This window comes from Arenibacter sp. F20364 (assembly GCF_023015905.1).
Lineage (GTDB): Bacteria > Bacteroidota > Bacteroidia > Flavobacteriales > Flavobacteriaceae > Arenibacter.
Map to the genome: position 1 here is coordinate 12,042 of NZ_JALKBD010000025.1, position 19,103 is coordinate 31,144.

Here is a 19,103-nt window from a genome sequence, read left to right on the forward strand (position 1 = left end):
AGCACTACTCGCCAATTATTCTGAAAATCCACGTTTTTTCCGAATACATTCCATTATAGTCATTATCCCTTGCCTTTTCGGCTTCACTTAGGGTATCAAACCTTTCCAAATATACATAGTCCCACTTGGTACTTTCCAAATAGAAGAACTTAGCGTCAATACCTTTCTTCTTAAGGCTTTCCACAAAAATATCACGGTATCTAGAAGTCCCATAAACATTACCTATAAGATAAAATCCTGCTTTCTGGCCTTGCAGTTTTTCTACTTCCTCGTAATGGCCCTGTGTTACAGCTTTGCCAGCCTTCTTCCTGGCTGCAATCATATCTAGGTCATCCTGGATTTTCTTAGCCAATGCCAATTCTATAGCTTTTATGGAATCCAATCTTTTTTGCTCCTTCATTTGAATGGCCCTTGCCAAAGCCTCGGCCTCCTGTTGCTCCTTCAACCTTTTTGCCTCGGCCAATTCCTCGGCTATTCTCAATTCTTCCTCAAGAGCTCTTTTTTTCTTTCCTCTAACGCGTTTTTGTTTTCTGGATTTTTTTTGAGCATTTTTCGCCGCCAAAGCCTCCGCTTTACTGAGGTCTTTCTTTATTTTATCTTCTTCCGCTATCTGTGCCTCCTCTTCCATTTGAATATCCACCGCTGGTTCCCCCAATTCTACTGGAACCTCATCCACATCAAAGCCAATTACCTTCTTACGAGCGTCAGGACTACCCAAAGTATAGGCTGCAATTACCTCAAAAGAAGGATCCTGATCCTTAACTTCAGCATCCAAGCCAGCCTCTATCAAGACTCCCAATGATAAATGCTTGAAAAATCTACCACCCAATCCACCCGAAATTCCGTAGAAACTGTTATAACCACCTTGTACCCAAAATTTATTGGATGATAATAATGCATTAAGTCCCACCTGAGTATCCCCATACGGCACAGATTTCACATACAGCATAGGAAGCAGATACGCATTGTCCACCCCACTGAAAAGGGTTACGGGCAATCGATAATCTACCATACCTATGTAAATCTTTTCATCGGATTCCGAAGCGCTTTTATTGGTAGAAAAGTTATAATCAAAGAGATTTTCTGCATTAAAACCAACACTGAAACCATCTACGGAAAATCGAACTCCCGGTGCAAATTGCATAATAAAGGCATTCTTGGACAATTCCAATTGGGGTATTGAAATTTCAGGATTTGGATTATAGCGATCATCTGCAATTTCACTATTAAATCCAAAAACATTCAACCCCACGGACAATTGCATATTATTGCCCAAATCGAAAGCGTAGGCATAGTTCAACACTCCGCCGGTATTTAAAAACACCCCCGTGTTATTCTGGATAAACCCAACGCCTATGGAGGATTGAGTGTTTATTTTTCTGGAATAATTTAAGAACATAGAGGTTGGATCACCATCTATAGTCTGCCACTGGTACCTGGACCACCAGGCAATGGATTCTGGATTGTTCCTGTCCAAAGAAAAAACCGGATTGAACAAACTGGAATTGAATTCGGTTATATTATGCTGTCTTAAATCGGTCGGAAGCGCAACTTCCTGGGCATGCGAAAACATTATCGCAAACAAAACAGCATAAATAGCGTACTTTTTATCCATATACAAAAGAACAAAAAACTGCGGGCACTACATACTTTTTTGATGTAATTTTAGTTACTTTACCAGAAGAACCAAATACCAAAAATAGAATTCACCATGAAACATTTAAAACTGCTATTTATTCTTTCCTTGACTATCGGAGCAATGTCCTGTAAGGACGATCCGAAGTTGCCCATGGAAAATGCAGAAGATTCTATTTCTACCTTTTATTTTATTAGGCATGCCGAGAAAGATCGCAGCGACCCGGAAAACGTAGATCCTGAATTAAATCAAGACGGATTGGGACGGGCCATACGTTGGGCCGAGGTTTTTGACCCCGTAGCGCTTGACGCCATTTACATCACCGATTTTGAAAGAACTGCAATGACTGCCGCACCTACATCCGTTAAAAAAGAAATTACCCCCCAATATTACGACCCAAAGGCTATGATTCTTGAGGAATTTAAAATGGAAAATCTCGGCAAAAACGTTCTTGTTGTTGGCCATAGCAATACCACTCCAGAGTTTGTAAACCTCCTGTTGGGCGAGGAGAAATATGAACATATGGACGATTACGACAATAGTAGTCTATTTATTGTACGGATCATAAATGGAAAAGCCACCGATATTAGATTAAAAATGGACTAATTGGAAGGCTTCACTGAAATATCTTCCAACTCTATTTTTGACAATAATTTCAATTCGTTTTTTTCGTAAAGTCTATCTACCTCATAGATTGAGGAGTCCTCTATGGAAGCCTCATAATTTTCATAATCAACAAATCGGATACCTCCCAGGTAGCGCTCATTATATGCGGCCCTAAAGCGAATTCCACCCCCATCCACATAAAACTTATACCCTAGGTAGTCGGGCTTAAAGGTCTCCTTATTAAACCAGTACAGATAAATATCTTCGTAATCCTTTCCTCCCCCTTTTTGATCAAAAGTCACTTTTACCTTAAAATACTCTTTGTCCTTTACAGTGACCTCCCCCAAAAGCTCCTTATTGACTGCAGGATCATTTAACCCGTATGGCAAATGGGCAAAGTAATGCACGGAGTTCACAGAATTTGCATATAAATTGGCAATCGAATCTTTTAAAGGCACCAAACTATCGTTAACAAATCGTTCAAAATTATGAATACCTTTTACATCTACCACCTTTGTGGAGTCTGTTGTTCTTATACGCTTTAAAATTCTAACACCGTCTTTCCATTCAGAGGCATATTGAAAATCCCTGAATTTGTAGAATATATCGTTGTTTCTATACTTCTCTCCTCCACTCACCATAATGGACTTGTCTACTATTTCTTGAACAGAAATAGCGCTTGCAGATCTGTCCTTGCAGGAAATAATCAAAAAAACAACAATCAAAGGGGATATTATTTTCATTCTTTTACTTTTCACATTAATCGCAATGTTGCTACAAACATTACAAAAAAAATAAAATTATACTCAAAAATTATAATTAAGATCTATATCCATGCCTTAATTGCCAATCGGATAATTGTTTCTATTTTTGTCAAACATATGCAGAAAAAAATAAACATAAAGAACAAAAGGGCCCGATTCGATTACGAGTTATTGGATACCTATACAGCCGGTATTGTATTGTCCGGTACCGAAATCAAATCAATTCGGGAAAGCAAGGCTTCCATCTCGGAGAGCTTTTGTGAATTTAATGATCTGGGAGAATTGTTTGTTATTAACATGCAGGTAGATGAATATTCCCACGGAACGCATTACAACCACAAACCCAAAGCAGAGCGAAAACTTTTACTCAACCGTGGTGAACTGAAAAAACTGGAAAAAGAAGTAAAGAATTCAGGTCTTACCATTATCCCCTTAAATCTATTTCTGAATGACAGGGGCTTGGCCAAGATGAACATCGCATTGGCAAGAGGTAAAAAACTATATGACAAGCGTGAGACTATTAAAGATCGTGACAACAAGAAAAACCTGGACCGGATCAAGAAAAGCTTCAACAATTAGAACTTCCCTTAATTTTTGTCCTCCAACAAAGGTACAAATCTAAAGGACCCCAATTCCTTTTTTTCAAATTCCTTGGCAGATTTGCGAACATATAGCGTCATAATCTGCTCATCCAACCCTACGGGTATTACCAACCTACCACCGACCTTAAGCTGGGCAAGTAATGGGTTTGGCACAAATGGGGCTCCAGCGGTTACTATAATACTATCAAATGGCGCCTCTTCCGGCAATCCTTTATACCCGTCCCCAAATATTACTTTTTTGGGCCTATACCCCATCTTTTTAAAAAAGAGATTGGTCTTTTTAAAGAGTTCCAATTGCCGCTCAATAGTATATACCCTGGCTTTTAATTTTAACAACACTGCAGTTTGATACCCACTTCCTGTTCCAATTTCCAAGATCTTATGATTGGGTTGCACCTGTAGAAGTTCGGACTGAAAGGCGACTGTATAAGGCTGGGAAATGGTTTGGTCAGCGCCAATTGGAAATGCCTTATCCTGGTAAGCATGATCTTCAAAACTACTATCTAGAAATAAGTGTCTAGGTACCGCCCGGATAGCCTCAAGAACCGAATTGTCAACAATTCCCTTCTCCAAAAGAATGTCGGCCAATTTGTTGCGCATTCCCTTATGTTTTAATGTATCTTTCAATTAATTGGTTTTGGTGGGCAAAGTTAAAAAATGAAAAACTTAAAATGAAGAAATCAGAAAATTTACATAATGCAATCTAAGCCTTTCTTTTATCCGAAGGTGAATTTAGGCTAGATTTCTTTAATAACGAAGGCCACGGTTCACTTATCTATCATATAATTATTATCATATTTCCCCACCTAGTGTTGTTGACAAAAAAGATGGGATATTAAACCTAACTTTTATTTTTTAAGCCCTTAAACTTACAAACTATCCTTATTTTTGAAGAAAATAAACACATATGCTTAATGTTGGCGTCCTTGGAGCAGGACATTTAGGAAAAATTCACCTTAGATTACTGAATGAGTCCAAAAAATATAATTTGGTCGGGTTTTACGATCCCGATGTCATTAACGGAAAAAAGGTAGAAGCGGAATTTGGCTACACTTTCTTCGATAATATGAACAAACTAATAGATGCCGCTGATGTAATAGACATAGTTACCCCTACCCTTTCCCACTTCGATTGTGCCAAAAAGGCAATGGAAAAAGGAAAACATGTTTTTATTGAAAAACCCATCACCAACACCCTTCAAGAAGCTGAAGAATTGTTGCTATTGGAAAAAAAATATCAGGTAAAGGGGCAAGTAGGCCATGTGGAAAGATTCAATCCAGCATTTATGGCCGTAAAGGAAAATATTAACAACCCCATGTTCATTGAAACCCATAGGTTGGCGGAATTTAATCCAAGGGGGACGGATGTACCTGTGGTTTTGGATCTAATGATCCATGATATTGACGCCATACTTAGCGTTGTGCAATCCGAAGTTAAACAAATAAATGCCAGTGGAGTTTCAGTTATTAGCAACTCCCCAGATATTGCCAATGCCAGAATAGAGTTCGTGAACGGCTGCGTTGCCAACTTAACGGCCAGTAGAATTTCCTTAAAAAACATGCGCAAGTCCCGCTTTTTCCAAAAAGATGCCTACATCGCTGTGGATTTTCTGGAGAAAAAAGTGGAAGTGGTTAAAATGAAGGATGCTCCGGAAAAACCTGGGGATTTTGATATGATCCTACAAAATGCCGAAGGCGTTAAAAAACAGATCTATTTTGAAAATCCCGATATAGCCTCAAATAATGCTATTATGGACGAGTTGGAGACTTTTGCAGATGCCATAAACCAGGACACAATTCCCGTGGTCACCTTGGAACAAGGAACCCGGGCCTTAAGGGTTGCGCTGGAAGTAATTGCATCTTTCCAAAAGAAATAGATCCTGGATTTTAGTAAGCATAGAAAAGAATCCTGGTAGGTCAGAAAAAAAATCTAAGAAAATCGCATTCATATGAGAAACATAGCAGTCATAGGAGCCGGAACAATGGGCAATGGCATTGCCCATGTAATTGCTCAAAATGGTTATAAAACCCACCTTATAGATATTTCACAGGACGCGCTGGATAAGGGCTTGCTTACCATTGGCAAAAATCTTGACAGGATGGTAGCCAAAGAGCTTATCACAGAAAACGATAAGCAATCCACTTTGAAAAACATCACGCCCTACACAGAACTTGCAGATGGGGTTAAGAAGGTGGATTTAGTAATAGAGGCAGCAACAGAGAACACGGCCCTTAAGCTGAAGATATTTGGGGAACTGGATGCCATCTGTGAACCCAGTACGATTTTGGCGACCAACACCTCTTCTATTTCCATTACACAGATTGCTGCTGCCACCAAAAGAGCGGATAAGGTAATCGGGATGCATTTTATGAACCCAGTACCTATAATGCAATTGGTAGAGATAATAAGGGGTTACAACACCTCCAATGAAGTTACAAGGACCATTATGGATCTCTCCACAAAACTTGGAAAAACACCGACGGAAGTCAATGATTACCCTGGCTTTGTTGCCAACAGAATTCTAATGCCCATGATCAATGAGGCCATAGAGACCTTGTACAACAAGGTTGCAGGGGTGACTGAGATAGATACGGTTATGAAATTGGGAATGGCCCACCCCATGGGTCCATTGCAGCTCGCAGATTTTATTGGCTTGGATGTCTGCCTGTCTATCCTAAATGTTATGTACGACGGATTTAAAAACCCCAAATATGCTCCCTGCCCCTTATTGGTGAACATGGTAACCGCGGGAAAATTGGGTATTAAATCAGGGGAGGGATTTTATGATTATTCGGAATCCCGAAAAGCCGATACAGTTTCCAAACAGTTTAATTAGTAGCAGTTGTGTGATGATATTTCAAGTATAAATTAAGCCACACATACTCCTCTAAAAGATTAATGATAAAAAAGAATGTAAATGCCCATTAAGGATAACCTAAAGCAAATCAAGGAATCGCTTCCCCCCCATGTTAAACTCGTAGCCGTTTCCAAAACCAAACCAAAGGAAGACATTATGGAAGCCTACGAGGCCGGACAAAGGCTTTTTGGAGAAAATAAGATTCAGGAAATGACCGAAAAGTACGGGGTGCTCCCGAAGGATATTCAATGGCATATGATAGGACATATACAGCGAAATAAGGTAAAGTATATGGCAGAATATGTGTCGCTGATCCATGGCGTGGATTCCCTAAAACTTTTAAAAGAAATAAATAAACAAGCTAAAAAACATAACAGGGTGATACCCTGCCTACTACAAATCCATATTGCCGAGGAAGACACCAAATTTGGTTTCGACGAGAATGACCTGAACGAATTGATCGCTTCAGATGACATGCATCAACTGACTAACATAAAGATAGTTGGACTAATGGGGATGGCTACCTTTACGAACAACAGCCAGCAAATTAAGAAGGAATTCAAGCAACTTAAAGGCTTATTTGAAAAAACCAGAATGTCGCTCCCCGACCTTTCGGAATTGTCTATGGGAATGAGCGGCGATTATGAGATCGCAATAGAGGAAGGCAGCACCATGATACGAGTGGGAAGCAGCATTTTTGGAGCCAGAAATTAGCATTGAACCGCGCTTATTCCTTGCCGAGAGAATATGTATCTTTGTTTACCAATCTGAATTTGAAATAATACATGTACGTCATATTAGATATTGAAACCACAGGAGGAAAATACAATGAAGAGGGGGTTACGGAAATAGCTATCCATAGATTTGACGGGCATAAGGTGGTGGATCAGTTTATAAGCCTGGTGAACCCTGAAAAAGAAATCCAACCCTTTGTTGTAAATCTTACAGGTATCAACAACAACATGCTGCGCACAGCTCCAAAATTCTATGAAGTGGCCAAACGTATTGTCGAAATTACGGAAGATGCCGTAATTGTAGCCCATAATGCACAGTTCGACTATCGAATATTGAGAACCGAATTTAGACGATTGGGGTTTAATTTTGAACGCAAGACCCTCTGTACGGTTGAATTGGCAAAACAATTATTACCGGATGCGGAATCCTACAGTCTGGGCAAATTGGTGCGTTCCCTGGGTATTCCTGTAAGCGACCGCCATAGAGCCAATGGGGATGCTCTTGCCACCCTACAACTTTTTAAATTATTGCTATCAAAGGATCTGGACAAAACCATTTTTAAAAGCGTTTTACGAAGTGAAACCCAAGGGGAACTATCTCCAAGACAGCTGGACATGGTGGATGGGTTACCTTCAGAAACAGGGGTCTATTATTTACACAATAAGGACGGTGATATTATTTTTTTGGGGAAAAGCAGCAACATTAAAAAAAGGGTCAACCAGCATTTTACCAATAACAGCCCTAAGGCCAGAAGAATTCAAAAAGAAACCAAACGGGTATCCTATGAAAAAACAGGCAATGAACTGGCTGCGTTATTAAAGGAAAACGCCGAATTATTAAGGAACAAACCTAAATACAATGCCCATTATAAGAAAAGGCTGTTTTCTCATGGAGTTTATCTGTCCACCAACCCTGATGGCTATATTTCATTGACCGCAGCGCCAATAAACCCTAAAAAAAGGGCAGTAGCTACCTTTAACAGCCTTCAAGGTGCGGAGAATTTCTTGTATGGTATCAGGGAGGAATTTAAATTGTGCAATAAAATAAACGGCCTATCCCAAGCAAAGATGCATTGCTCCCACTATAGCGAAAATAGCTGCCTGGGAGGCTGTATAAAAGAAGAACCGGCTGAAACATATAATGAGCGGGTAAGACAAGCTATTGATAAGTACAGTATTTCAAAAAAGAGTATTTTGATTATGGACAAGGGTAGGGAAATTGGCGAGCGTTGCGGGATTGAAATCAAAGATGGTATTTTTAAAGGCCTTGGATATTTTAATCTAAACCATCAGATCAATAATATTCATATCTTGGAATCCATAATAACCCCCATGGAAGGAAATGACAACACGACCCATATTATTTCTTCCTATCTCAGAAAAAAAAAGGTCCTGAAAATTCTAGAACTAAAACACTAAACTTTGAAAATTAAAAAAAGTTGGAAACATAAGATTCATGAGGTAATCTACGGGACCCATACCCCGGCCGGAAGACTTTTTGATATCATTTTACTTGTAATTATCGTCTATAGTGTAATCATTGTAATGCTGGAAAGCATCCCTTCCTTCGACGAAAGGTACCATAAATTTTTAAATATTTCCGAATGGACAGTGACTATACTTTTTTCTATTGAATACATATTGCGTATTATTTCCATCAATCGGCCCAAAAAGTATATTTTTAGCTTTTTTGGAGTAGTAGATTTGCTTTCCACCATCCCCAAATACTTTTCACTATTCCTAGTGGGCTCCCAATACCTTACCGCCTTTAGGATCTTGAGATTGTTGAGGGTCTTTAGAATATTGAAGTTGGTACGCTTTGTAGGGGAATCCAACAATCTGGTCAGGTCCCTGCATGCCAGCAGAACCAAAATATTCGTTTTTGTTTTTTTTATCATCATTATATCCGTTCTATTGGGAACGGTAATGTACATTGTTGAAGGACCCACACACGGCTTTACCAGCATTCCCCACAGTGTCTATTGGACCATTGTTACCCTTACCACCGTTGGCTATGGAGACATCTCCCCAGAAACTCCCTTGGGTCAGTTTATTGCCACGGTAATCATGATTATTGGTTATGGCGTAATTGCCGTGCCTACCGGGATCGTATCGGCCGAGTATGTTGCCGGGAAGACGAGTAAAAAAAATATCGACACTAAAAGGACCTGCCCGGATTGCGGTACCGAGATTATGCGTTTGGATGCCCATTACTGCAGGCAATGTGGACACAGATTAAGCGAGGATTAATGTGTAAAAAAAATCTTATTTCCATTGTTGGACCAACTGCAATAGGGAAGACCACCCTGGCCATTGCCGTTGCCAAACATTACCATACAGAGATCATTTCAGCCGATTCCCGGCAGTTTTACAAAGAAATGGCCGTTGGGACTGCTGTACCATCTTCAGAAGAATTAGCCAGTGTGCCCCATCATTTTATTCAGCACAAAAGTATTTTTGAAGAATACACCGTAGGGGACTTTGAACGGGAAGCTATAAAAAAATTGGAATCACTTTTTCAAGACAAGGACATTGTGGTCATGGTAGGCGGTAGTGGCCTATACGTTGACGCCATTAAAAACGGACTCGATAATTTTCCCCCTATCGACCCCGTAGTTCGGGAGACGTTGAACAATACTTTAAAAACCGAAGGCATTTTAAGCCTACAGGAAAGACTCAAAATTTTGGACCGGGATTATTACAACCAAGTAGATCTAAACAACCCACATAGGCTTATTAGGGCTCTGGAGGTGTGCATTGGTTCAGGACTCCCCTACACCTCCTTCTTGAAACAAAAAAAACCCAAACGCGGTTTTAATACCATTACCGTAGGTATAACGGCAGAGAGGAAGATTATTTACGACCGAATAAACCAAAGAGTGGATATGATGCTGGAACAGGGATTATTGGAAGAGGTTGCCTCACTAGAAGAAAATCAGGCCCTGAATGCCCTGCAAACGGTAGGATATAGGGAATTATTTAGTTATTTTAAGGGCGACTTTGATCTGGATACTGCTATTGCAGAAATAAAGAAAAATACCCGAAGATTTGCAAAACGGCAATTGACGTGGTTACGAAAAAAGGAGGATATCCTTTGGGTGGATTATGAATACAACTTCAACGAAATTCTGGAGAAGATAGAACAAAAACGCAATGGATAATGACTTTAAACAATAAAAACATTCTATTTGTAATTGGGGTTTCCGGTACGGGTAAATCTACCATTGCGAAGTTGTTGTCAGAAGAACTGAACCTACCATTTTTTGATGGGGACGATTTTCACTCGGAAGCCAACATAGAAAAAATGTCCAATAAAATCCCCTTAACCGATGAGGATCGCTATGAGTGGCTGGTAACCCTAAATAAATTGGCCGTGAGCAACCAAGAATCAGGGGCGGTCATTGTCTGCTCTGCATTAAAAGAATCCTACAGGAAACTACTTGCCAATAAAATTGAAGAAAAAGTAGTCTGGATTTCCCTGGAAAGCTCTTTTGAGTTGTTGTTGGAGCGCCTAAAAAAACGAAAGGGACATTTTATGCCCGCAGAACTATTACGATCCCAACTGGACACTTTTGAACCTCCAAGCAAGGGCATAAAAATATCGATAGAGCCGAGTCCCCAAGAAATTGTGGACCAAATATTAAGGGAATACCAGAACTAATTATATTAGGGGATAAAGCACTATTGGGTACTTTAGTCAACCGGACCCAAGGGAAATGGTATAGTACCAAAAACCCCGCCTTGTTGGCAGGGTTAGTTCAACTATTGTGTTTGCAAAAGCCTGCGCCTTTTAAATAACTTCGACATAAAACTAATTGCAAGACATTGATTTCGTGTAAATTAAAAATACTATTGTCCCCTCGAGCGGAGTCCAGAGTTTTTTTGTTTTCGACAGTTATATCTTTAAATTGAGGTCTCTCCCGATAAACATCGGGATGCGCCTGCCCGCTGTAGACAGGCTGGAACGGACAAAATCATCATAAATAACTCATTAACTATTAAATACAATTTGAAACTCCCGTTAAACAGAGTTTATAAAAATAAAAAGCACCAAGAAAAAACCTGGTGCTTCAAAAATCTTAGTTACGTGGTGCTTACTCTGTTTTAACTACCAATCTAAACCCTTCTCCGTGGATATTTAATATCTCTACGTTTTCATCTTTCTTAAGATATTTACGCAATTTTGCAATATAAACGTCCATACTTCGGGAAGTAAAGTAGTTATCATCCCTCCAGATTTTGGTCAAGGCCAATTCCCTGGGCATCAAATCGTTCTCGTGCAAGGCCAACAGCCTAAGCAACTCATTTTCCTTAGGAGATAATTTGATAGCATCTTCATCTTTGTATTTCAAAAATCTAAGCTTGGAGTTCAATTGGAAACCACCAATAGTAAATTCAAATTGTTTGCTGTCCGCCAAAGAACTGGAAGACTTTCTTTGAATTATAGCTTTAAGTTTCATCAATAAGACTTCCGAATCAAAAGGCTTATTCAAATAATCATCCGCACCAGCTTTATATCCTTTAAGAACATCTTCTTTCATAGTCTTGGCCGTAAGAAAAACGATAGGTACGTTCTCGTTCTTTTCACGAATTTCCTTGGCTAGGGTAAAGCCATCCTTATATGGCATCATTACATCCAAGATACAGACATCAAAATTATCTTTCTTGAATTTTTCAAATCCCTCCATTCCGTTTTTTGCCAACGTAACGTCGAAATCGTTCATTGCCAAGTAATCTTTAAGTACAATTCCAAAATTGGGATCGTCCTCTACGAGTAATATTTTCTTATCTACTGTTTCCATTATTGTTTTAAATTAAAGGTAGTTTTATATAAAAAGTACTTCCTTTTCCTTTTTCACTTTCTGCATAAACCTCACCTTGATGATCATCAACTATTTTTTTTACGTAAGCGAGCCCTAATCCATGCCCTTTTACATTGTGTATATCTCCTGTATGTTCCCTATAGAACTTTTCAAAAACCTTTTTAAGCACCGCCTTGCTCATCCCAGCTCCTTGATCCTGTATTTTTATAATGATATAATTACCGACCACTTCGGTAAAAACATCGATCTTGGGCACTTCCGGTGAATACTTAACAGCATTATCCAATATATTCACAATTACATTGGTAAAATGCATTTCATTGGCCAATACCTCCGAGCGATCCGCCTTTAAGTGAGATTTAATATATCCTCCCCTATCTGCAACGATAAGTTCTACATGGGTAATAGCATCTTCTATTATGTCGTGTATATCTGCCCTATCCTTACTAATATCCAACTGGTTTTTTTCCAACTTGGATATCCTCAATACATTTTCCACCTGCGCATGCATCCTTTTATTCTCATCCCTTATCATTTGTAAATACCGCAGCACTTTATCCTTATCATCAATAATCTTAGGATTTTTTATTGCTTCAACCGCCAAATTTATGGTAGCAATTGGAGTTTTAAACTCATGCGTCATATTATTGATAAAGTCCGATTTAATCTCGGAAATCTGTTTTTGCTTAATCAACTGATAGATGGCACTTGAATAGGCCACAACGATAACCAAAGTAAAGGTTAAGGACAAAATAGCCATTCCAAGAATGGACTGTATAAGGAACCTTTTCTTTTTGGGAAAGGTAAGTAAGAGCGAAAAATTTGTATTCCCTTCACTATCCTTAAATAGAGGAGCCTTATAAAGTGTAGTCTCGGAAAACTTGAATTTTTTGGATTTAACCTTAGTAGGCAGGCCTTTGCTATAAACCCCGTATTCGTAGTCTATATCTATACCCCTATTATTAAGTTCCCTACTAAGAAACAATTCTATTTCCTGTTTGGATACGCGCTTATGGATAGACCTGGATTTGGCCTGCTCCCTAAAAACATCATCCAATGCTGCCTTATCAACAGAAGAAAGTCCACCGATTTTCTCGAGCTTTTGGACGGGTGTCAAGGAATATTGTCTACCGTCCAGACCAAAATCCTCTTTATAGATTTCCGTTGTCCTGCTGCTAGTAATATTTCTAAAGGTTGTTGTGTCCAAGCCTATATCAAAGAACGTAGATGCCATATTGTAATCTTCCTCCAAAATACCATGGGTATAAAACCGTATTTCATTGGAATTGATATCACGATCAAAAAAGAAAAAATTCTTAAGATGGGTAGCCTTTGGCTTTCCTATACTATCCTTTAGCTTGTAAAACTCGTTAAGATAATCCTGTACTTCCCTTTTTTCAATATTCTCTACAACCCTACTCAATATTTGGTTGATCGTATTAGAAAATTGTTCCTCCTTGTCCGCTACGGATTTATTGATCCAATAGCTCTGAACAAAGATGATCCCTATTAAGGAAAGGCTCATTAAGACTACCAAAAGACCAAATAACCTCTTATTCATTTATTAACAAAATTATAAATTTAACATTTAGCGAATTGCACGTTTAACCTAACCTTAACAAAAATGTTAAAATTTCGTGCTTAAGCCCTTATTTTAAGTAGTTTATGGTGAATCTGGGAAACTTCATTTTCGGTGGCTTCTATGTCAATATTTTCAATAACGAAATCCGAAAGCTTCTCTTTTTCACTATCTGGCCATTGATTATTTATGCGTTCCATTACTGCCTCCGATTCCATTCCGTCCCTATCAACAACCCTTTGGATTCTGATGTTCTTTGGTGCGGTCACCAATATGATCTTATCATAGAATTCATTGGTCCCATTTTCAAATATAATGGCAGCTTCTTGAATTACATAAGGTGCATTCTGCCGTCTGCACCAGCTTTTAAAATGGTTTCTTACGGCTGGATGGACTATGTTATTAAGGCCTTGCAGTAATTTCTTATCCTTAAAAACTATTCTGGAGATATACTCTTTATTGAGTTCCCCATCCAAATAACTCCCCTTTCCCAATAAGGCCTCAATGTCCTGTCTAATCTTCTTTGATCGGGACATTAAATTCTTTGCCTCAAGATCGGAATTATAAATAGGAACTCCCAATTTTTGGAACATTGCCCCTACAGTAGATTTCCCACTACCAATACCTCCGGTCAAACCTACGATCATCATTGCCGTTTAAGTATAAATTCCACTTTATTCTCCCTTAACTGCACTACGGCAACACTATCGGGCCTTTTGGTCAATTTCAACTCCAAAACATTTTCGTCCTTATCCTTTAGATTGGCATAGTCGGCAGTAACCACAAAATCCGACACCCCCAATTCCTTAACGGTACTTAATCGCCCCCTGCTTAAAACAGAAACTTTTTCTGGAAACGTTCTTATCCCGACCCCTTCAGGTACATTGATCACCTCTACCGGAACCTCAAATACCCTTTCTGAAAATTTAAATATTTTGGCCGATAGGGTTACACTGTAATCCGAGTATTTAGTATTTTTTAGACTGGTTGGAAGATTCAGTTTTAACTCTTTGGAAATATCACTTGTCGAACGTGGCAAGACCAAAGTTTGGGTAGCAATACCAGTCAAGGTGTCTATTTCCTTTTTAGGTCCCAGTACCGTAATGGAATCGGGCAACAAAGTATAACTTTTATCCATTAGGTAATTTTGTTCCAAATCGATGGTCACTTTAGGAAGTACCGGAACCTTTTTTTTGAAAAGCCTTTGAAAATCAAAAAACAAAGTATCCCTATCCATTTCCTCAACCGTTATAAACTTTGAAAGTTGACTTTCTATTTGACTTCTATAGGTTGTTGGAGAAACGAAATACTTCGACCCTTTTTTTTCAAGTTCAGATAAGTCCACCACTACTGTTTTGTTCTTAAAACCGAACATCAAAAATTGAAACCCACTTGCCCTTAGCCTAACTTTTATATTTCTTTTGGAAACACTGTTCAGCAACAAGCTGTCAGGTGTGCTACCGTAATAAATATCAAAGGTGGTATTGTCGGTATATTGTTCTCCCAAATTGCTAATAAACCAAGCCAGACTAGAGCATAGCAAAAAGACTAGAAACAGTTTAACCTTTCTTTTATTGAGTCCTTTTTTTATTTTATCTATCAACCTATTACAGAGTTTTAAAGAAAAGCTTCGGAAATAACTCCTCCGGTTTCTTATTGCTTAACGCTATTTGAACCGAATTTTTAAAGAATCCAAAACCATATCCCACAAATTGAATGACCACCGCAAATAATGACAATAATGCCACCATAAAATTTTTGTTACACACCAAAGAATGTACAAAAAGTAAACCAAAATAGAGGGCATAAATAATAATTGGCCACAAAATCCCAAAAATCGCAAAGAGAATGGCCCCAATCAATCCGAAACAGAACAAAGTGGGGAACCAATAAGTGATTTTGGCCGTACCGGGATGCCAATGATTTAAAATAGGCCTTACCATTCCAAATTTTTTGACCTGGATATAAAATTTATTCCAATCTATCCTGCGTTTATGATATACATAGGCTTCCTGGATCAATTTTGTTTCAAACCCTGCTTCCCATATCCTGAAGGTAAGGTCAGGATCTTCACCAGGGTGAATATTCCCATATCCCTGGGTTCTTTCAAAAGCGGCTTTTGATATCCCCATATTAAAGCTCCTGGGTTGAAATTTTCCTATAGACATCTTATTGCCCCGTATTCCCCCAGTCGTAAACATGGAGGTCATGGCGTAATTAATGGCCTTCTGCACATTGGTGAACGTAGGGTGCGCGGCATCGGGACCCCCATAACAGTCCACATAGTCATTTGCCAAAAAATTATCCACCACCGATAAATACTGACTGGGAATAATGCAATCGGAATCCAGCACAATAAAATAATTGCCCTTTGCGCGATTCATTCCATAATTTCGAGAATCACCAGGACCAGAATTCTTCTTCTTTATATAGGTTATGGACAATTTATCTTTATACTTTTCCACGATTTCCTCCGAACTTTCCGAAGAACCATCTTCCACTACAACCACCTCAAAAGATTTATCGTAGTCCTGTAATGAAAGGCTTTCCAGCAATTCATTAATCTCGTTGGGTCTGTTGTAAACCGGCACTATAAAAGAAAAGAATAAATCCATTGGGGTTTGATGAAAATTAAAGAGGTGAACAAAAGTATGGCTTGCCTATTCCTTTGCCACAATTGCCTCGGGCCAATCTAAATATATAGCCATGGTGTTTTGCCTATATTCCAAGGACAATACTAAGTCATCTGGCCGAATTAGCCCAGGTCCTATTCCGAAAACCTGTCAATTACTTCCTGACTAACACCAGTATTGGAAAAGCCTCCGTCGTGAAACAAATTTTGCATAGTAACCTTTTTTGTCAAATCAGAGAACAAGGTAACGGTATAATCTGCACAATCTTGAGCCGTTGCATTTCCCAAAGGTGACATCTTATCGGCATAGGAGATAAAACTATCAAAACCTTTAACCCCTTGTCCTGCTGTTGTAGGTGTGGGGGATTGGGATATGGTGTTCACCCTTACCTTCTTTTCCTTGCCAAAAAAGTATCCAAAACTGCGGGCTACCGATTCCAAATACGCTTTATTGTCGGCCATATCATTATAATCGGGAAAGGTACGCTGGGCAGCCATATAAGTCAAAGCTACGATGCTACCCCATTCCTGCATGGCATCGGCCTTGTAAAGACTTTGCATTACCTTGTGAAAAGAAAGTGCGGATACATCCCAACCCTTGGTAGTAAAATCGTATTTTTCATCCGTATAGGCCCTGCCTTTGCGAACGTTGACCGACATTCCGATGGCGTGTAGGACAAAGTCTATTTTCCCTCCAAGGATTTCCATTGATTGCGTTACCAAATTATCCAAGTCCTCTTCGCTCGTGGCATCGGCAGGAATAATCTTAGAACCTGTCTTCTTCGCAAGTTCGTCTATCTGTCCCATGCGCATTGCTATGGGTGCATTGGTCAGGACAAAAGTGCCACCTTCAGCATGTATGGTTTCCGCAGTTTTCCAGGCTATTGAATTGGCATCTAGTGCCCCAAATATAATCCCCTTCTTTCCTTTTAATAAATTAAACGACATAGTCTATTTTCTTTGTGAATTGTAGATCGTCAAAGATATTAAAAATTAACGGGTAGACCGCAGAAAGCCTTATATAGAAAAGTTAATGAAACTATTGCCAACAGATCCAGCTGTTCTGTCCCTGGGGATAAAAAAATTATTTTTATATGACGATCAATCCTTCTCCAAGTACCATCCAATCCAATCATTGAAATACGGCTTTTTCCTGCCGATAAAAAAAGGTCAATCCAATAACTGCCTGGCGTGTGCCAAAGCCGATTCGGACAAGGTTTTTCCACCCAACATTTCGGCCAATTCCACCACCCTTTCTTCCGAGGAAAGTCTTTTCATTTTGGTATTGGTCCCCATAAGCTCCTCCTCCTTATACACCTTAAAGTGGTGCACTCCTTTGGCTGCTACCTGCGGTAAGTGGGTAATAGAAAATATCTGCATAGTATTGCTCATGGCTTGCATAATATCTCCCATCTTATTGGAAATCTCCCCGGAAACACCAGTATCGATCTCATCGAACATCATGGTAGGCAGCTGTTCGTATCTGGCCAAAATAGCCTTTATGGTCAACATAATACGGGACAGTTCTCCACCTGAGGCCACTTTTTTGAGATCACCATAGGCAGATCCCTTATTGGCTGAAAACAAAAAGGTTAGTTCATCCTTCCCTGAAAGTTTAAATTCCTTGGATGGGGTAATTTCAATTTTGAAGGTAGCACTGGCCATCCCCAGATCGACCAGAGTGTCTTCCAGTTGTTTTTTCAAATTGGGAATGACCGACTTTCTTTTCTTACTTATATTGGCCGCTTCGGTATTCAAATCGGCTTCCAATAGTAGTAATTGCTTCTTTTTACGGTCTATATCCGCACCAACATTTTCTGTGGCACTAACCTTTTCATCAAGCTCATCCCTAATTTCCAACAACTCTGGAATACCCTGAACCTTATGCTTCTTTAAAAGATCGTACAACAATTGTAATTTGGTATTTACCTGTTCCAACATTTGTGGATCCGCCTCTACTTTTTCATTTAGAATATTAAGCTCATTGGAGATATCATCCAACTCTATAAAAACCGATTTTACACGCTCATTTATATCCGAATATTGGTGACCAAAACTGGCCAATTTATTGGATACCTGTTTCAGTTCTGTAAGCAGGTTTACCAGCCCGACCTGCTCGTCGTTCAACAACTGTTGCCCATGGGACAATTGTTCCAGAATAATTTCCACATTGTTAAGCTGCTCGTACTGCTCCTCCAATTCTTCCAATATTCCGTCTTTCAAAGGAGCAGCAATTAATTCCTGCAACAAAAAACTGTTGTACTCGTGTTCTTTGGTAGCACTATCCTGAAAATCCACCAGTTTTTGTAATTCCCTTTGTGTAGACTGATATAAGAACAACTTAGAAGAATACTCCTTCAACACTTTTCCATTATCGGCCAGGGCATCTATAACCTTCAGCTGAAAATCATTGTCCGCAAGTCGCAACGTTTGATGCTGAGAGTGCACATCTATCAATTGATCCCCCAGTTGGGATAAAATATCCAAGGTTACCGGAGAGTCATTGATAAAGGCTCTGGATTTTCCACTGGGCAAAATCTCCCTTCTAATGATGGTCTTTGCCTCATAATCAAGGTCATTTTCTAAAAAAAATGATTCCAGACCATATTTGGATATTTCAAATTCTGCCTCAACAATACATTTATCCTCCTTCTCCCTTAATGAGGAAAGATCGGCTCTTTTACCCAATACCAAGGATAGTCCACCCAATAAAATGGATTTACCGGCACCGGTTTCACCAGTTATTACCGTAAAGCCATTGGTAAACGTAACGTTTAAATGGTCTATTAATGCGTAATTCTTTATGGAAAGATTTGTCAGCAATGTTTATTCTCTAAGATTGCCGTAAAGATAATTTATATTGCTTTGGA

At 39.2% G+C, this 19,103-nt stretch carries 19 protein-coding genes; 9 read left to right on the plus strand and 10 right to left on the minus strand.

What is annotated here, in order from left to right; genetic code table 11:
* Window positions 1–4 precede the first annotated feature (4 nt).
* A complete protein-coding gene (locus MWU84_RS17605) occupies window positions 5–1,615 on the minus strand; it encodes a PorP/SprF family type IX secretion system membrane protein (protein ID WP_246904183.1) in 1,611 nt (536 codons plus the stop codon).
* Between the two features lie 96 nt (window positions 1,616–1,711).
* On the opposite strand from MWU84_RS17605, the gene MWU84_RS17610 reads away from it, so the two are divergent.
* Complete coding sequence (locus MWU84_RS17610) at window positions 1,712–2,242, plus strand: phosphoglycerate mutase family protein (RefSeq protein WP_246904185.1); 531 nt, start codon at window positions 1,712–1,714, stop codon at window positions 2,240–2,242.
* Here MWU84_RS17610 and MWU84_RS17615 read toward each other — a convergent pair.
* A complete protein-coding gene (locus MWU84_RS17615) occupies window positions 2,239–2,985 on the minus strand; it encodes a DUF6503 family protein (RefSeq protein ID WP_246904187.1) in 747 nt (248 codons plus the stop codon). The genes MWU84_RS17610 and MWU84_RS17615 overlap by 4 nt on opposite strands.
* A 138-nt stretch (window positions 2,986–3,123) precedes the next feature.
* Here MWU84_RS17615 and smpB point away from each other — a divergent pair, with 138 nt between their 5' ends.
* Window positions 3,124–3,585 carry an SsrA-binding protein SmpB gene (gene smpB / locus MWU84_RS17620; RefSeq protein WP_215946226.1) on the plus strand — a complete coding sequence of 154 codons (462 nt, stop codon included), beginning with the start codon at window positions 3,124–3,126 and terminating at the stop codon, window positions 3,583–3,585.
* Window positions 3,586–3,593: 8 nt separating this feature from the next.
* Here the strand turns inward: smpB and MWU84_RS17625 are convergent, their stop codons facing one another.
* Window positions 3,594–4,235 carry a protein-L-isoaspartate(D-aspartate) O-methyltransferase gene (locus MWU84_RS17625; RefSeq protein WP_246904189.1) on the minus strand — a complete coding sequence of 214 codons (642 nt, stop codon included), beginning with the start codon at window positions 4,233–4,235 and terminating at the stop codon, window positions 3,594–3,596.
* 280 nt (window positions 4,236–4,515) lie between these two features.
* Between MWU84_RS17625 and MWU84_RS17630 the strand changes: the two genes are divergently transcribed.
* The 7 genes from MWU84_RS17630 to MWU84_RS17660 all read left to right on the plus strand — a co-directional run bounded on the left by MWU84_RS17630 (window position 4,516) and on the right by MWU84_RS17660 (window position 10,860).
* Complete coding sequence (locus tag MWU84_RS17630; protein ID WP_246904191.1) at window positions 4,516–5,484, plus strand: Gfo/Idh/MocA family oxidoreductase; 969 nt, start codon at window positions 4,516–4,518, stop codon at window positions 5,482–5,484.
* 72 nt (window positions 5,485–5,556) lie between these two features.
* Window positions 5,557–6,444, plus strand: coding sequence for a 3-hydroxybutyryl-CoA dehydrogenase (locus MWU84_RS17635; protein WP_246904193.1), 888 nt, complete (start codon window positions 5,557–5,559; stop codon window positions 6,442–6,444).
* An 81-nt stretch (window positions 6,445–6,525) separates the two neighbouring features.
* Window positions 6,526–7,179 carry a YggS family pyridoxal phosphate-dependent enzyme gene (locus tag MWU84_RS17640; protein ID WP_246904195.1) on the plus strand — a complete coding sequence of 218 codons (654 nt, stop codon included), beginning with the start codon at window positions 6,526–6,528 and terminating at the stop codon, window positions 7,177–7,179.
* 71 nt (window positions 7,180–7,250) lie between these two features.
* The gene (locus MWU84_RS17645) at window positions 7,251–8,618 is read left to right on the plus strand and encodes an exonuclease domain-containing protein (protein WP_246904197.1); all 1,368 of its coding nucleotides are present in this window, start codon (window positions 7,251–7,253) and stop codon (window positions 8,616–8,618) included.
* A gap of 3 nt (window positions 8,619–8,621) precedes the next feature.
* Complete coding sequence (locus tag MWU84_RS17650; RefSeq protein ID WP_246904199.1) at window positions 8,622–9,449, plus strand: ion transporter; 828 nt, start codon at window positions 8,622–8,624, stop codon at window positions 9,447–9,449.
* Window positions 9,449–10,360 carry a tRNA (adenosine(37)-N6)-dimethylallyltransferase MiaA gene (miaA, locus tag MWU84_RS17655; RefSeq protein WP_246904201.1) on the plus strand — a complete coding sequence of 304 codons (912 nt, stop codon included), beginning with the start codon at window positions 9,449–9,451 and terminating at the stop codon, window positions 10,358–10,360. Before MWU84_RS17650 ends, miaA begins: the two co-directional genes overlap by 1 nt.
* Complete coding sequence (locus MWU84_RS17660) at window positions 10,360–10,860, plus strand: gluconokinase (protein ID WP_246904203.1); 501 nt, start codon at window positions 10,360–10,362, stop codon at window positions 10,858–10,860. The genes miaA and MWU84_RS17660 overlap by 1 nt, the downstream gene beginning before the upstream one ends.
* A 433-nt stretch (window positions 10,861–11,293) precedes the next feature.
* Here MWU84_RS17660 and MWU84_RS17665 read toward each other — a convergent pair whose 3' ends face one another.
* The 7 genes from MWU84_RS17665 to recN form a co-directional block, all read right to left on the minus strand.
* Window positions 11,294–12,001 carry a response regulator transcription factor gene (locus MWU84_RS17665; protein ID WP_031444512.1) on the minus strand — a complete coding sequence of 236 codons (708 nt, stop codon included), beginning with the start codon at window positions 11,999–12,001 and terminating at the stop codon, window positions 11,294–11,296.
* A gap of 7 nt (window positions 12,002–12,008) precedes the next feature.
* Window positions 12,009–13,583: a HAMP domain-containing sensor histidine kinase gene (locus MWU84_RS17670; protein ID WP_246904205.1), complete on the minus strand. Its 1,575-nt coding sequence runs from the start codon at window positions 13,581–13,583 to the stop codon at window positions 12,009–12,011.
* 80 nt (window positions 13,584–13,663) lie between these two features.
* A complete protein-coding gene (coaE, locus tag MWU84_RS17675; RefSeq protein ID WP_246904207.1) occupies window positions 13,664–14,251 on the minus strand; it encodes a dephospho-CoA kinase in 588 nt (195 codons plus the stop codon).
* The gene (locus tag MWU84_RS17680; RefSeq protein WP_246904208.1) at window positions 14,248–15,204 is read right to left on the minus strand and encodes a hypothetical protein; all 957 of its coding nucleotides are present in this window, start codon (window positions 15,202–15,204) and stop codon (window positions 14,248–14,250) included. Before MWU84_RS17680 ends, coaE begins: the two co-directional genes overlap by 4 nt.
* A 4-nt stretch (window positions 15,205–15,208) precedes the next feature.
* Entirely contained in the window at window positions 15,209–16,216 is a 1,008-nt protein-coding gene (locus tag MWU84_RS17685) for a glycosyltransferase (RefSeq protein ID WP_246904209.1), read from the minus strand.
* A 152-nt stretch (window positions 16,217–16,368) separates the two neighbouring features.
* Entirely contained in the window at window positions 16,369–17,181 is an 813-nt protein-coding gene (locus MWU84_RS17690; protein WP_246904210.1) for an SDR family oxidoreductase, read from the minus strand.
* A gap of 222 nt (window positions 17,182–17,403) precedes the next feature.
* Window positions 17,404–19,056, minus strand: coding sequence for a DNA repair protein RecN (gene recN, locus MWU84_RS17695; protein WP_246904211.1), 1,653 nt, complete (start codon window positions 19,054–19,056; stop codon window positions 17,404–17,406).
* Window positions 19,057–19,103 lie beyond the last annotated feature (47 nt).

Bases quoted from the DNA above. Each gene is read 5' to 3' on its own strand.
- MWU84_RS17605 (WP_246904183.1), bottom strand. From the start codon at position 1,615: ATGGATAAAAAGTACGCTATTTATGCTGTTTTGTTTGCGATAATGTTT.
- MWU84_RS17610 (WP_246904185.1), top strand. From the start codon at position 1,712: ATGAAACATTTAAAACTGCTATTTATTCTTTCCTTGACTATCGGAGCA.
- MWU84_RS17615 (WP_246904187.1), bottom strand. From the start codon at position 2,985: ATGAAAATAATATCCCCTTTGATTGTTGTTTTTTTGATTATTTCCTGC.
- smpB (WP_215946226.1), top strand. From the start codon at position 3,124: ATGCAGAAAAAAATAAACATAAAGAACAAAAGGGCCCGATTCGATTAC.
- MWU84_RS17630 (WP_246904191.1), top strand. From the start codon at position 4,516: ATGCTTAATGTTGGCGTCCTTGGAGCAGGACATTTAGGAAAAATTCAC.
- MWU84_RS17635 (WP_246904193.1), top strand. From the start codon at position 5,557: ATGAGAAACATAGCAGTCATAGGAGCCGGAACAATGGGCAATGGCATT.
- MWU84_RS17640 (WP_246904195.1), top strand. From the start codon at position 6,526: ATGCCCATTAAGGATAACCTAAAGCAAATCAAGGAATCGCTTCCCCCC.
- MWU84_RS17645 (WP_246904197.1), top strand. From the start codon at position 7,251: ATGTACGTCATATTAGATATTGAAACCACAGGAGGAAAATACAATGAA.
- miaA (WP_246904201.1), top strand. From the start codon at position 9,449: ATGTGTAAAAAAAATCTTATTTCCATTGTTGGACCAACTGCAATAGGG.
- MWU84_RS17660 (WP_246904203.1), top strand. From the start codon at position 10,360: ATGACTTTAAACAATAAAAACATTCTATTTGTAATTGGGGTTTCCGGT.
- MWU84_RS17665 (WP_031444512.1), bottom strand. From the start codon at position 12,001: ATGGAAACAGTAGATAAGAAAATATTACTCGTAGAGGACGATCCCAAT.
- MWU84_RS17670 (WP_246904205.1), bottom strand. From the start codon at position 13,583: ATGAATAAGAGGTTATTTGGTCTTTTGGTAGTCTTAATGAGCCTTTCC.
- coaE (WP_246904207.1), bottom strand. From the start codon at position 14,251: ATGATGATCGTAGGTTTGACCGGAGGTATTGGTAGTGGGAAATCTACT.
- MWU84_RS17685 (WP_246904209.1), bottom strand. From the start codon at position 16,216: ATGGATTTATTCTTTTCTTTTATAGTGCCGGTTTACAACAGACCCAAC.
- MWU84_RS17690 (WP_246904210.1), bottom strand. From the start codon at position 17,181: ATGTCGTTTAATTTATTAAAAGGAAAGAAGGGGATTATATTTGGGGCA.